The organism is Paeniglutamicibacter psychrophenolicus (assembly GCF_017876575.1).
GTDB classification, from domain to species: domain Bacteria; phylum Actinomycetota; class Actinomycetes; order Actinomycetales; family Micrococcaceae; genus Paeniglutamicibacter; species Paeniglutamicibacter psychrophenolicus.
The window spans coordinates 638,277-651,736 of record NZ_JAGIOE010000001.1 but is presented as its reverse complement, the minus strand read 5'-3'; the positions used below and the strand labels follow the sequence as shown (position 1 = coordinate 651,736).

General features: G+C 65.0%; 12 protein-coding genes. 9 read left to right on the top strand and 3 right to left on the bottom strand.

Going from position 1 to position 13,460, the window contains the following annotated elements:
• Positions 1–477 precede the first annotated feature (477 nt).
• From JOF46_RS02795 to JOF46_RS02785, 3 genes are all read left to right on the top strand, one after another.
• Positions 478–780, top strand: coding sequence for an antibiotic biosynthesis monooxygenase family protein (locus JOF46_RS02795; protein ID WP_209905923.1), 303 nt, complete (start codon positions 478–480; stop codon positions 778–780).
• Positions 781–984: 204 nt separating this feature from the next.
• Positions 985–1,263 carry a putative quinol monooxygenase gene (locus tag JOF46_RS02790; protein WP_209905922.1) on the top strand — a complete coding sequence of 93 codons (279 nt, stop codon included), beginning with the start codon at positions 985–987 and terminating at the stop codon, positions 1,261–1,263.
• A 345-nt stretch (positions 1,264–1,608) separates the two neighbouring features.
• Positions 1,609–3,996: an ATP-binding cassette domain-containing protein gene (locus JOF46_RS02785; protein WP_209905921.1), complete on the top strand. Its 2,388-nt coding sequence runs from the start codon at positions 1,609–1,611 to the stop codon at positions 3,994–3,996.
• A gap of 77 nt (positions 3,997–4,073) precedes the next feature.
• Here the strand turns inward: JOF46_RS02785 and JOF46_RS02780 are convergent, their stop codons facing one another.
• From JOF46_RS02780 to JOF46_RS02770, 3 genes are all read right to left on the bottom strand, one after another.
• The gene (locus JOF46_RS02780) at positions 4,074–4,307 is read right to left on the bottom strand and encodes a hypothetical protein (RefSeq protein WP_071213631.1); all 234 of its coding nucleotides are present in this window, start codon (positions 4,305–4,307) and stop codon (positions 4,074–4,076) included.
• A 144-nt stretch (positions 4,308–4,451) separates the two neighbouring features.
• The gene (locus JOF46_RS02775) at positions 4,452–4,904 is read right to left on the bottom strand and encodes a MarR family winged helix-turn-helix transcriptional regulator (RefSeq protein ID WP_209905920.1); all 453 of its coding nucleotides are present in this window, start codon (positions 4,902–4,904) and stop codon (positions 4,452–4,454) included.
• A 160-nt stretch (positions 4,905–5,064) separates the two neighbouring features.
• Positions 5,065–6,093 carry an Abi family protein gene (locus JOF46_RS02770; RefSeq protein WP_209905919.1) on the bottom strand — a complete coding sequence of 343 codons (1,029 nt, stop codon included), beginning with the start codon at positions 6,091–6,093 and terminating at the stop codon, positions 5,065–5,067.
• Positions 6,094–6,474: 381 nt separating this feature from the next.
• On the opposite strand from JOF46_RS02770, the gene JOF46_RS02765 reads away from it, so the two are divergent.
• From JOF46_RS02765 to JOF46_RS02740, 6 genes are all read left to right on the top strand, one after another.
• Entirely contained in the window at positions 6,475–7,698 is a 1,224-nt protein-coding gene (locus JOF46_RS02765; RefSeq protein WP_209905918.1) for a cytidylyltransferase domain-containing protein, read from the top strand.
• 87 nt (positions 7,699–7,785) lie between these two features.
• Complete coding sequence (locus JOF46_RS02760) at positions 7,786–8,679, top strand: N-acetylneuraminate synthase family protein (RefSeq protein ID WP_209905917.1); 894 nt, start codon at positions 7,786–7,788, stop codon at positions 8,677–8,679.
• Positions 8,680–8,807: 128 nt separating this feature from the next.
• Positions 8,808–9,833 carry a glycosyltransferase family 2 protein gene (locus tag JOF46_RS02755; protein WP_209905916.1) on the top strand — a complete coding sequence of 342 codons (1,026 nt, stop codon included), beginning with the start codon at positions 8,808–8,810 and terminating at the stop codon, positions 9,831–9,833.
• Entirely contained in the window at positions 9,830–11,185 is a 1,356-nt protein-coding gene (locus tag JOF46_RS02750) for a polysialyltransferase family glycosyltransferase (protein WP_209905915.1), read from the top strand. The genes JOF46_RS02755 and JOF46_RS02750 overlap by 4 nt, the downstream gene beginning before the upstream one ends.
• Positions 11,172–12,200: a hypothetical protein gene (locus JOF46_RS02745; RefSeq protein WP_209905914.1), complete on the top strand. Its 1,029-nt coding sequence runs from the start codon at positions 11,172–11,174 to the stop codon at positions 12,198–12,200. The genes JOF46_RS02750 and JOF46_RS02745 overlap by 14 nt, the downstream gene beginning before the upstream one ends.
• Positions 12,197–13,429: a DUF6716 putative glycosyltransferase gene (locus JOF46_RS02740; protein WP_209905913.1), complete on the top strand. Its 1,233-nt coding sequence runs from the start codon at positions 12,197–12,199 to the stop codon at positions 13,427–13,429. The genes JOF46_RS02745 and JOF46_RS02740 overlap by 4 nt, the downstream gene beginning before the upstream one ends.
• The last annotated feature ends 31 nt before the right edge of the window (positions 13,430–13,460 follow it).

The window sequence follows — 13,460 nt, the reverse complement described above, 5'->3', positions numbered from 1 at the left end:
GGGCCGAAGTACCGCGGACACCGGGCGTCGTTTTCCGAATGCGGCTGTACTGAATGTCAGAGCCCGACTGCATTATTGCGCCAAGAAAATTGAACGCGGGCCCAACCGGCAATCTCTCCCGTGCGCTTTTCGGCCCTGTGGACGGTGGAACGGCCCTCCCCCTGCTTGCACCGCTGAGGCCCTGGTCGGCGAAAGCCTTCTCCGGTGGCACCCAAGGGAGCGAAAGACGTTCGTCTGCGAAGTCACGTCCCGGCCATCGGTGGATACGCGCACGTACCCGGTCAGGAGCCCGGTCATGGATTTACGTGTAGCGTTTAGCCCCCGCGCATGTTCGGGTGAACGACCGGCTTACGGGAATTCCTGGCGGTGCTTGATTTCTGGCCTGCGAGGAGTTCTCGGCGTTGGAGAACCAATACTTGGGAATACACACCCAGCGCCTTCACGTTGCAGTCAATGTTGTCCAGGAAAGGAAATCCCATGAAATTGATTCACTGCTTCGAGATTCCACAGGGACGAGAAGACGAATTCCTCGCAGGTTGGCACAAACTGACTGCCGTCCTGCAAGAAGCAGACGGCTACTACGGCACCCAGCTTTTCCGCCAGACCGGCAACGTCGGCACGTTTGCGTTCATTAATAGTGCCGAATGGCGTGATGAAGACGCCTGGCGCCGGGCTGTCACTTCGGACGCCTTCCGGGCCGAATTGGCTCCCATGGTCGATTTCAAGGGCACTCCTGGACTCTATGAGATGGTCTACGAAGAAGTTTTGCCCAAGCCATAACCAGAGCATCAGTCGTTTCGCTTACTCCTTTTGCCTCCAACCTGCCTGAGCGCTAGGCAAGGGACGGCACCCAGTATCCACCACGGGATCTGAGGTGGTTGTTTGTTTCGCCTATGGGCCGTCAGCGACAGTTCCGTTGGGGGTTCGGCTTGCGGGCGCTGTCTTCATTACGGCTCCATACCTGCCTGTGGCACGATCCTCATTATGAACAGCATCAATCTGACCGGGCAATTGATATGCCAAAATGACGAAGAGATCGCAGTCGTTACAGAGTTTCTACCTCGGCATATTGAATTGACGCGTGCCGAACCTGGTTGCATTTCTTTCGAGGTGAACCAGACTGACAATCCACAGGTATGGGACGTCGCCGAGTGTTTTCAGAATGCTGATTCCTTCGCGCTCCACCAAACGCGAGTAAATGCTAGCGAGTGGAGACGCGCGACGGCAGGTATCAAGCGAAGCTATTCCGTGACGGGCTTGTAGACGCTGGATTTCGCGGAAACTGCGTTTTCAAGGAATGACGACGTGTGTTCTTTTTTGGATCATCGCTGCAGCTGATTTCAATACTCCATGTGGGCACGAGACCGCTCGCACACCGAGTGTCAAGTTCGGCCGGACCAAGGGTGTCCCACTGAAGGTTCCCCTTACGGGCGCACCAGCGCAGTGCAGACGCCCTCTGACAGTCAGTGCAATCGCAATTAGAGGAAAATGACGCCATGCAAGGGAATGGGAAACCGAGCGGTTTCCAAGAAGCCCTCCAGCACCCGGGGCACTAATGTAGGCTCCGGGGGTTCCGGCGATGCGGAACCGGCGGCAAATGGAGAAATGATGAGTAGCGATACCAAGACCAGTGCGGCGGCGGCCGTGCATGCGGCGGACAGCCACGAGGTGATCCGCGTGCGCGGGGCACGGGTGAACAACCTCAAGGACATCAGCGTCGAGATCCCCAAGCGCCGCCTGACGGTGTTCACCGGTGTCTCCGGCTCAGGGAAGTCCTCGCTGGTCTTCGGCACCATCGCCGCCGAGTCCCAGCGCATGATCAACGAAACCTACTCCGCGTTCGTGCAGGGCTTCATGCCCACCCTGGCCCGCCCCGAGGTCGACACGCTCGAGGGGCTGACCACCGCGATCCTGGTGGACCAGGAACGCCTGGGCGCCAACCCGCGTTCCACGGTCGGCACCGTCACCGATGCCAACGCGATGCTGCGCATCGTCTACTCCCGGCTCGCCCAGCCACACATCGGCTCCCCACAGGCCTACTCCTTCAACGTCCCCTCGGTCTCCGGCGCCGGTGCCGTCACCATCGAAAAGAGCGGGAAGAAGATCAAGGAACGGCGTTCCTTCTCCATCACCGGCGGCATGTGCCCCGAGTGCGAGGGGCGCGGCAAGGTCAATGGCTTCAACCTCGCCGCGCTCTTCGACGACACCAAGTCCCTGGCCGAGGGCGCCCTGACCGTCCCGGGGTACTCCATGGACGGCTGGTACGGGCGCATCTTTGCCGGTTCCGGGTTCTTCGACATGGACAAGAAGCTGGGCAAGTTCACCAAGCAGGAGCTCGACGACCTGCTCTACCGCGAGCCCACCAAGATCAAGGTCGAGGGAATCAACCTCACCTACGAGGGAGTGATCCCGAAACTGCAGAAGTCGCACCTGGCCAAGGACCTCGAGGCCATGCAGCCGCACATCCGCGCCTTCGTGGAACGCGCCGTCACCTTCACCGCCTGCCCCGCCTGCGGCGGCACGCGCCTGGCCGAGCACGCCCGCACCTCGAAGATCGACAACAAATCCATCGCCGATGCCTGCGCCATGCAGATCAGCGACCTGGCCGCCTGGGTGCGCGGGCTCAACGAACCCTCGGTCGCCCCGCTGCTGGACGCGCTCGGGGACACCCTTGACTCCTTCGTCGACATCGGGCTGGGCTACCTCTCCCTGGAACGTCCCTCGGGCACGCTCTCGGGCGGCGAGGCGCAGCGCACCAAGATGATCCGCCACCTGGGCTCCTCGCTCACCGATGTCACCTACGTCTTTGACGAGCCGACCATCGGGCTGCACCCGCACGACATCGACAAGATGAACGAGCTGCTGCTGGCCCTGCGCGACAAGGGCAACACCGTGCTGGTCGTCGAGCACAAGCCCGAGGCCATCGCCATCGCCGACCACGTGGTGGACCTGGGCCCGAAGGCCGGATCCGCCGGCGGGCAGCTCATGTATGAGGGCACCGTTGCCGGCCTGCGCGCCTCCGACACCATCACCGGGCGCCATCTGGATGACCGCGCGACGCTGAAAGAGAACGTCCGGGCCTCCACCGAAGCGCTCGAGGTCCGCGGGGCGAACACCAACAACCTCAAGAACGTGGACGTGGACATCCCGCTGGGCGTGCTCACGGTGCTGACCGGGGTCGCCGGGTCGGGAAAGAGCTCGCTGATCCGCGGCTCGGTGTCCGGCCGCGAGGGGGTCATCACGGTGGACCAGGGCGCGATCAAGGGCTCGCGCCGTTCGAACCCGGCCACCTACACCGGGTTGCTGGAGCCGATCCGCAAGGCGTTCGCGAAGGCCAACGGTGTGAAGCCGGCATTGTTCTCCGCGAACTCCGAGGGCGCCTGCCCCACCTGCAACGGCGCCGGGGTCATCTACACCGACCTGGGCATGATGGCCGGGGTCTCGAGCACCTGCGAGGAGTGCGAGGGCAAGCGCTTCGATTCGATGGTGCTCGAGTACCACCTGGGCGGCAAGGACATCTCCGAGGTGCTGGCGATGTCGGCGTCCCAGGCGCAGGAGTTCTTCGCGCAGGGTGAGGCGAAGCTTCCGGCCGCGCACAAGATCATCACCCGGCTGGTCGAGGTGGGCCTGGGCTACCTGAGCCTGGGCCAGCCACTGACCACGCTCTCCGGTGGCGAGCGCCAGCGCCTGAAGCTGGCCACGCACATGGGAGAGAAGGGCGGGATCTACGTCCTGGACGAGCCGACCACGGGCCTGCACCTGGCCGACGTCCAGCAGCTGCTGGGCCTGCTGGACCGCTTGGTCGAATCGGGCAAGTCGGTCATCGTGATCGAGCACCACCAGGCGGTCATGGCCCACGCGGACTGGATCATCGACCTGGGCCCGGGTGCCGGCCACGACGGCGGCACCATCGTCTTTGAGGGGACCCCGGCCGATTTGGTGGCGGATCGCTCCACGTTGACCGGAAAGCACCTGGCCGCCTACATCGGCGCGTAGCTTGGGTGCTGTTTCCCCGGCTCCCGGGGAGGACATCAAGGGGCCGCCCGGCGGGATCCACCGTGCGTTGTAGCGGATCAGCGGTTGGCGGTGGCGATGACCTCGTCGGGCGCCTGGGTTCCGGCAGCTTCGTGCGCAGCAAGGACCTTCCGGGCACGCTCGCGCTTCAGCTTTTCCTTCGGGTCGCGGTGCGGGGGAAGCTCGGCCGGACCGAAGAAGAAGAACCCCACGAACTGCAGGCGCCACAAGGCGCGGTAGACGAGGCTCAGCCCGGTGGTGTCCTTGACGATGGGCAGTCTCTTGTCGCTCATGGTTTTCAGTCTCTTTCTGTGGGGATCCGGTCTGCTGCTGCGTGACGGATTCTCCGCGGACGTGCGGCTGTCACCTTCAATTGTATTCGAATGATTGGTGCACCAACTAATTGGCCGGGTCCCGGCCCTGGCAAAACAAGGGGCCTAGTGCTGGGACCTCGTGGCGGCGTCAATGAGCTTCTTCATGGTTCCGTGGAGCGCATTGAGTTCCTCGAGGTCGATGTCCAGGCGCTGCATCATCTCCTTGGGGATCTCGAGGGCCAGCTCGCGCGCGGCCCTGCCCTTCTCGGTCAGGATGACCTGCAGGATCCGCTCGTCCGCGGCGCTGCGGCTGCGTTTCACGTATCCCAGCGTCTCGATCCGCTTGACCAGCGGCGAAAGTGTCCCGGGGTCCAGGTGGAGCAGTGCGCTCAGCTCCTTGATCGACAGCGGTTCGTGTTCCCACAGGGTCAGCATGACCAGGTACTGCGGGTGGGTCAGGCCCAGCGGTTCAAGGACCGGCCGGTAGGCAGCAATCACGCTGCGCGAGGCCAGCGACAGGGCAAAACAGACCTGGTTCTCCAAGGCCAGAGGGTCTGCCAGCACTTTGTCGCTCACGTTTTTCCTTGCTGTCGACGATCATTCGGTTCTTCCATCATAGGTACGGCGCGGGATCCCAAGCCTGCGCACATAACAATTACGCGATTCACCACCACGCTATTCCATGACAGCTTCTGGAGTCACAGCCTCGTTGGGTCGACGAGCCTTGTTCCCGCTGCTAAGCACTCCATAACGGCAAGTCCGACCACCCTGGAGGAAATCCCATGTTGTGCTCCAGAGTGAGCAATGGTTTCGCGTCCGGCGAGAGGACGAAGCCAGGCAATTTCTTGGACTGGGTTCTGAACGTAAGCGGCCACTGCGCTTTTCCGGGGTGGCAACGCAACATATATGCAAGAACGGCAGCGAGTGGATACAACTTGTTCGAATGAAGGGCCAGCCATTGAGCATCCGCAGCCTGATTACTGAGGTGGCCCAATAGCAAGGGCTCGATTGCCGATTGGTTGAAGGCAACCTTTCGTTTCATAGCTCTATTGAATACACGGCCTCCATGCGCACACAAATTGCGCAAGTCAATTAGGGACCGTATCCAGGCAGAGAATGGGTGTGCTTGTTTCACACCAAAGAGCCGCGCTACGGCAAGCTGATCGTCACGTTTCAAAAGGTCGAACAGGTAGGGCAAATTGCCAAAACTCAGTACTTCAAGCAGCGCCCAAACCGGAATCGGAGGACCGTACTTCATTAAATGATGGTGGATGTAGTCTTCCGATTTCGCCTGCTCAATCGCTTTGTTACAAGTCTCGACCCAAAGTTCGAATTTAGTAGCCTGACTGCTCATGTTTGCCTGCTGGTTGCAGACTGCCTCGTTCAAACTAGCTTCGGATAGGTGCCCAAAAACATCTCGCTTGGCAAGGACATGCGCCATGGCACCTCGTAGCCGGACTTCAAAATCCAACAGGCCCTTGAGCATTACTTCACGGAGCTTCACCTCGTAGTCAAGGAGCTTGGCGACGTCTTTCAAGTTCGAGCCGTCCATGTAGCTGTCCGACCTAAACTGCCGCAGCTCACTCACTTGCTCGGTGAGTGGCAGCATCTCCCGAAAAACATACCGATAGCCGCCAGAACGAAAGTAGCCGTGGGTGCGAAGAAACTCCAGCGCCTCCTCGTCGGTACCGGTAGCCAGGCCGAATTTCTTCATGTTGGCAATCAGCTCACCAAAATCCAAAAACTTCTTGTCGTACTCCGCCAACCGGTCCCCCAAATGAAAACCGCCCCCGTGACAAAAGTCAGAGGAGGGCGGTGTCTTATGTCTAAAACTATACCTTGCGGGGCAACCCATAGACCAGCCCTCGAACCATCACCGGAATCCGGATCACTGATTTCCGTCAGTCGGGAGAGTCACCCAACATTCCGTTCATGAATCTTTTGACCGCAACACGGGGGTCTTCCAGGGCGCGACCACCTTGGGCCTTTAGAGCAAAGGGCCTTACCCGCTGCGCCGTCTCGCGTACCCCCCTTACATGTATCGGCACAGCTCGGTTCGCCTGCCGCCCACTGGCCTTGCAGTTGTCGCCTGCCGTTAACCTAAATGCGGCCAGCTGGTTGATTCGCGCCGATAGCGTCTTTGGTTGTGAGCACGAACAGTGAAGCAAAGACCCTGGTCATCATCCCGGCACGTGGAGGATCGAAGGGGATCAAGCTAAAAAACCTGCGCAGGATCGGCGGCCAAACCTTGTTGGCACGGGCCATTGAATCCGCATTTGCCACGCCGTCAGTTCTCGACGTCGTGGTCAGCACGGACCACCCGGAGATCAAGGCCGAGGCCCTGGCCCACGGTGCAACAGTCATCGACCGCCCGGCAGATATCGCCGGTGATACCGCAAGCAGCGAATCGGTGTTGTTGCACGCCCTGGGCACCCTGGACGTACTCCCCCAAATCACCGTCTTCATCCAATGCACCTCGCCGGTCATCGACCCGGCGGACCTGCAGGAGGCCATCACCACGGTCGCCAGCGGAGCGGCGGACGTGAGCTTCGCGGTGGTCCCGGACCACGGGTTCCACTGGAGCTGCGACGAGACCGGCGCCGCCCATGCCAGCGGCCACGACGCCGCCCGGCGTCCGCGCCGACAGGACCGCGAGCCGCGCTTCCGCGAAACCGGGGCGTTCTACGTCATGGACACCGCCGGGTTCCTGGAGGCGGAGCATCGCTTCTTCGGGTCCTTGGCCCTGGCCCGGGTCCCCGAGGAGCACGGCATCGACATCGACACCGAGGCGGACCTGGAATTGGCCCGCTGGCGGCTTTCAGGCAACACGCCCGCCGCCGGGATCGACGTGGACGCACTGGTCACCGACTTCGACGGCGTCCACACCGAAGACACCGCCTACCTCAGCGAGGACGGCACCGAGGCGGTGCGGGTCTCCCGTTCCGACGGCATGGGCATCTCGCTGCTGAAGAAGGCAGGAATCCACCTGCTGATCCTTTCCACCGAAACCAACCCCGTGGTCACCGCCCGGGCCGCCAAGCTCGGCGTGGACGTCGCCCAGGCCGTGGCGGACAAGGCCACCGTGCTGAACCAATGGATCGCCGGGCACGGCCTGGACCCGGCACGCGTCGCCTACCTGGGCAACGACGTGAACGACCTTGACGCCATGAGCCAGGTCGGCTGGCCGCTGACCGTGGCCGACGCCCGCGACTCGGTCCATGCAGCGGCCCGGCACCGGCTTTCCACCAACGGCGGACACGGCGCGGTCCGCGAAGCAGCCGACCTCATCCTGGCCGGAATCACCGTCCCAAGCACCGTGGCGGCATCCGCCCCGACCTCCGGGCCACTGGAACCATCCCTGGCCCACTAGGCCCCCACAGTTTTCCACCAATCCTCACCGAGACCTTCACCCATCGATTCCCCGAACGGTCCGGCAACACATGAAAGGCATGTCCCCATGACTATCACCACCACTGAAACCGCACCCGTCGCCATCGGCGAGCAGCTGCTGGGCACCGGCCAGCAGGTCTACGTCATCGGCGAGATCGGCATCAACCACAACGGCGACATGGAAATCGCCAAGCAGCTCATCGACGTCTCCGCCAAGGCCGGCGCCAACGCCGTGAAGTTCCAGAAGCGCACCCCGGAGATCTCCACCCCGATGGACATGCGCGACAAGATCCGCTCCACCCCGTGGGGCGACATGACCTACATGGACTACCGCTACCGCGTCGAGTTCGATGCAGCCCAGTACAAGGAACTGATCCGCTACGCCGCCGCGCAGGGCCTGCACGCCTTCGCCTCCCCGTGGGACGTCCCCTCGGTCGAGTTCATGGAAGAGCAGGGCGCGGTGACCCACAAGGTCGCCTCCGCCTCGGTCACCGACATCGAGCTGCTGCAGGCCCTGGCACAGACCGGCAAGCCGATCATCCTCTCCACCGGCATGTCCACCATCGAACAGATCGACAAGGCCGTGGAAACCCTCGGCACTTCCAACCTGGTCATGATGCACGCAACCTCCACCTACCCGCTGCCTCCCGAAGAGGCCAACCTGCGCATGATCACCACGCTGCAGGAGCGCTACCAGGTGCCGGTCGGCTACTCGGGCCACGAGCGCGGCCTGCAGATCTCGCTGGCCGCCGTCGCCCTTGGCGCCGTCACCGTCGAGCGCCACATCACCCTGGACCGCACCATGTGGGGCTCGGACCAGGCCTCCTCACTGGAGCCCAAGGGCTTCGAGGCACTGATCCGCGACATCCACATCCTCGAGGAAGCCATGGGCGACGGCGTCAAGAAGGTCTTCCCGGGCGAGCTGGCACCGCTGTCCCGCCTGCGCCGCGTCGACGCCTGATCCGCAGCCTTTCCGCATAGCATCAGCCCCGTGGGGTGTCCGCCTTTGGGGCGGGCACCCCACGGGGCTAGGTGGCCCCCGCGCCGCCAACCAGCTTTTCCAGACTTAAGGACCACCCCGAGATCCCCATGCCTTCCACATCCGAACGTCCCTCCGCCAAGGCCCGCATCCCCGGACGCATCAGCGTCATCGTCCCGGCCATGAACCAACAGGACTTCATTGGCGACACCCTGGCCTCGCTGGCCCGCCAACGGCTGGGCGCCCGGGAGCTCGAGGTCCTGGTCATCGATGACGCCTCCACCGATGCCACCGCGGCAATCGCCGGCCAGTTCGCCTCCGGGCTTCCGGGGCTGCGGATCATCACCCACCCGGCAAACCGCGGAGTCTCCGCGGCCCGCAACACCGGGCTGGAAAACGCCAGCGGCGAATTCGTGGTGTTCCTGGATCCCGATGACTGGTTTGCCCCCAACCACCTGGCCCAGCTGGCCGACGGGCTTGAGGAACTGGACGTGGACTACGTGCGCTGCGACCACGTGCGCGTGACCGGCGGGAACCGGACCCTGTACCGGGCCCCGCAGGCGAACCGAAACGTCGTGTTGGACCCGACCGACGACATCTCGCCCATCCACACCGCGACCATGATCGACTATCCGCTGGTCTGGGCGGGCATGTACCGCGCCGAGATGCTGAGCTCCGCCGCGCCACGGTTCAACGAGGAGCTGCGCACCTGCGAGGACCGGCCCTGGTTCTGGGAGCTCGCCCTGAAGGCGAAAAGCTACGCGGTGCTCAACGCCCACGGGATCTTCTACCGCCGCGGGCTGCCCGGCTCGCTCACACAGGTCTTCGACGACCGCCAGCTGGACTTCCTTGACGCCTTCGCCGGAATCCTGGACATGGTGCTGGGCGACCCGGCGCACGAGGCCCACGGGCCCAAGGCGTTGCGCCAGTTCATCGCCATTTCCTGCCACCACCTGGGGCGGTCTGCCCAGTTCCCTCCCGCCCTGCGCCGGTCTCTGCGCGAGGGCATTGCGGAGCGGCTCGCAGTCATACCCGCGCCGCTGCTGGATGACGGGTTGGCCCAAATCGACGCCAAGCGCCGCAAGACATTGACCGGCCTGCTGCCTTCGGCCGCGGCCAAGGGGAGAAGCAAATGATCCAACTTATCCAGGCCTCCGCCTACTTCCAGGTCGTTTCGCTGGCAGCGATGGTCGATGCGGGCCTGCTCCCGGACGCCGACCGCCGCGTCCTGGTGCTGGCCAACGGCAGCCAGATGCCAGAAATCACCACCCCGCTGCGCGAGAACCCGGGGTTCGATGCGCTGGCCGCGCGCTTCGACGACGTGGTGGACCTCGGCGAGCTGCTGTGGCCGCGCCGCCCCGGGCAATTCAACCCCCGGAACGAGGAGCTGCCGCTCTTCGAGAAGTTGTTGCGCCACCGCTGGAACCTCGGCGAGGAGCGGGTGTCCCTGGTGCTCGAATCCATCCAGGTGAACCCAGCCCAGGCAATGGCCCGGATCTTCTTCGACGCCCCGATCTCGGTGCACTCGGACGGACTGATGTCCTACGGCCCCACCCGCAACAAGCAGTCGATGCAGATGCTCCAGCGCCTGCGCGAGACCATCCACATCGACCTGGTCCCGGGCCTCGAGCCCATGCTGCTGCTCGAGGCCCCGGTGCAACGCAAGGTCCTGGGCCTCGAGTCGCTGGCCGCCGTCTTTGCCGAACTTGCAGCGGGCCTGGATCCTGCCGAGCTGGACCTGCCCCCCGGCGCCGCCCTGGTGGTGGGCCAGTACCTCGGCTCGCTGGGAATCCTCGATGCCGCCGCCGAACTCGAGCTGCACCACCGGATGCTGCTGGCCGCCCGCGACGCCGGGGCCTCGTCCGTGGTGTTCAAGCCGCACCCGAGCTCGGGGCCCACGGCAGCGCTGCAGCTGCGGGCCCGCGCCGAATCCCTGGGCCTGGGCTTCGAGATCCTGGACACCGACCTGCTGGCCGAAACCGTCATCACGCTCATGAAGCCGCTGGTGGTCATCTCCTGCTTCTCCACCGCCCTGCTCAGCGCCAGGTACATGCTCGGCACCCCGGTGATCGCCGTGGGCACCGCGGAGCTGCTGCAGGAACTGGGCCCCTACCAGAACTCCAACCGCATCCCGGTCTCGATCGTCGATGCCCTGCTCGTCCAGAAGCTCCAAACGCCCGCGGAAGCGGGGCCGAACGACGAGCTCACGCCCCTGTTGCGCGCGGTCGCCTACTGCATGCAATACGAGAACCTGCCCGGACTGCGCGGGGAGGCCGCGGCGTTCCTGGAGGCGAACTACTCGCGCTTCGGCGCCCACTTCAAGCGTCGGCGGCTGGCCGCACTGGATCTTCCCCCGCACTGGGCGCACCCGCGGCGCCGCCGCCACTGGGGCCGCCGGCTGCAGCGCCGCGCGCTGCGCGTCGGGACCCGCTCGCTGCAGCGCCTGGCACGCACGCTGCAGGAGGGGGCCTCCCGTGCCTCCCGCTGAGTACCGGGCGGATTCCGGCGTGGCCCGACCCCGCTTCGGCCACGCCGAGGTCTGGGTCGAGTCCCCGCTGCAGCTGCTTTCCGCGATCGAGGCGCACGGCGCCGGGCTGCTGGGCACTTCCAGCCGCATCCACCCGCGCGGGGGCACCACGACGCTGGATGCCACGCTGGCCACGCTGATGGCCCGGGCACCGGCGGGCGTGGAGTTCGCGCCCCCCACACAGGTGCCCCCGGCCCCGGGATCGGCCGGCGCGCGGCGCTGGGTGACCGGGGACGCGTACTCGGGCCGGGTCCAGCGCGCACTGCTGGGCCACATCGCGGTGCAGGAAATCGTGGTCATCGACGACGGGCTGGCCACGCTCGGGCTCATCCGGGCGCTGGTGGCCAGCGAACCGACAGCGCTGGTGCGCCCGCGCTCCAACCCCAACGCGGCGCGCCGCGCGCTGGGGATTGCCAGCTGGTACCGGCTGCGCGCCCTGGCCCGGGCCTCTCGGCTTCTGGTCTTCACCGCCTTGCCGGTGGAGCCGGAGGTGGCGCGCAGGTTCCGCGAGCTTGGCGGGCACCTGGAATCGCACCGCTTCGAGTGGCTGAACACCCAGCCGGTGGCCGAGCGGATCGCCGAACCCACCGTGGTGGTCGGCTCCGCGATGGCCGCCGACGGGCTGATCCACCCGGACCCGTACTTCCGCTGGCTGCATTCGCTGACCCTCGACGGGCCGGTCGCCTACTTCCCGCACCGCCGCGAATCCCCGGAATTCCTGGGCCTGCTGGCCACGCACCAGAAGATCGCGGTGCGCGAGCACACCATCCCGATCGAGATGCGCCTGCGCGCCCTGCGCCGCGGCCAATTGGTCCGCGCCCTGCCCTCCACCGCACTGCCCTCGTTGCGGCTGCTGCTGGGCGGATCGGGCGTGCGGATCATCGGCAAGCAGGTTCCCGGTGCCTGGTGGACGCCCGCCGCCACGGAAGAACTTCGTTCCCACTTGTCCTCGTCCCTGGAGCTGCTGCCCACATGAACACACCCGTTGCCAGGCCAAGCATCGTTGCGGTGGCCGACTCGGATTCCTACCTCAAGCTCGCCTGCACCACGCTCGATGCCCTGGGACCGGAATGGGACCGACGCGTGGTGCTGGTGCGCACCCCCATCGCGCCGACGCCCGAACAGGTTGCCGCCGCCACCTCGGGCACCTGCTTCCAGGACGTGCAGATCCCGGTGCTGCCGCGTGCAGCCCTGGATTACCGCTCGCTGGATGCGCACATCATCTTTGCCGCGGCCACCGGACCGGTGGTCAGCGAGCTTTTCACCAAGCTCCTGCGCTCGAGGGCCAATGCGGTGCGCCCCTCCGCACTGATCTCGGCGTTGCCCGGAGTCGCCTACCCGGCCACCGCCAAGGGATGGGCCTACCGGCGCAGCGGAGATGCGTTCATCGTGCATTCCCATGCCGAGGCCCGCGAGTTCCTGCAACTGGCGGAGGCGGAAACCGGGCACCGCCCCGACGTCTTGGTCTCCAAGCTGCCGTTCCTGAAGACCGCGGGGTTCCCGCAGCCGGCTCCATCCCCCATCGACACCGTGGTGTTCGCGGCCCAGGCCAAGGTCCCGGTGCAGCGTGCCGAGCGCCAGGAGATCCTGCTGGCCCTGGAGAAGGTGGCGAGGCTGAACCCGGCGGTCCGGGTCGTGGTCAAGCTCCGTGCCCGGGCCGGGGAACCCCAGACCCACCTCGAGGCCCACCCCTACGACAGCCTGTGGGAGGAGCTGGTCGCCGCCGGGAAGATCGGGAACGGGCATGTGGAGTTCGTGACGGGCCCCATGGAGAAATCGCTGGCTCCCGGTTCCGCGTTGCTGACGGTCTCCTCAACCGCGGCCCTGGAGGCGGTGGACCGCGGGTTGCCGGTGCTGGTCCTGACCGACTTCGGGCTCAATGATGCGATGCTCAACTCGGTTTTCCGTGGTTCGGGCCTGCTCGGAACCCTAGATGACGCGGCTTCGTTGCACTTTTCTTTCCCGAATCGTGCGTGGTTGCGCGAGAACTACTTCCACCGCCGCGGCCCGGAGTTCGCCTCGGCCCTGGCCCATTACGCGCAGCGCGCCACGAACCAGACATTGGCCACGTCAGAGGCGCAATTGGCAATGGTGAAGGAGGTCGCCTTCCGGCAGCGGGTCCGCACCACCTTGCCCCGTCCGGCATTGGCAATGCTGTTGCGGATCCGGCGTTGGTGGCTGAGCGAACGGGGCTCTCGGACCTGATCGGGGGCCCCTCCCCACCCTCGTGGAACCC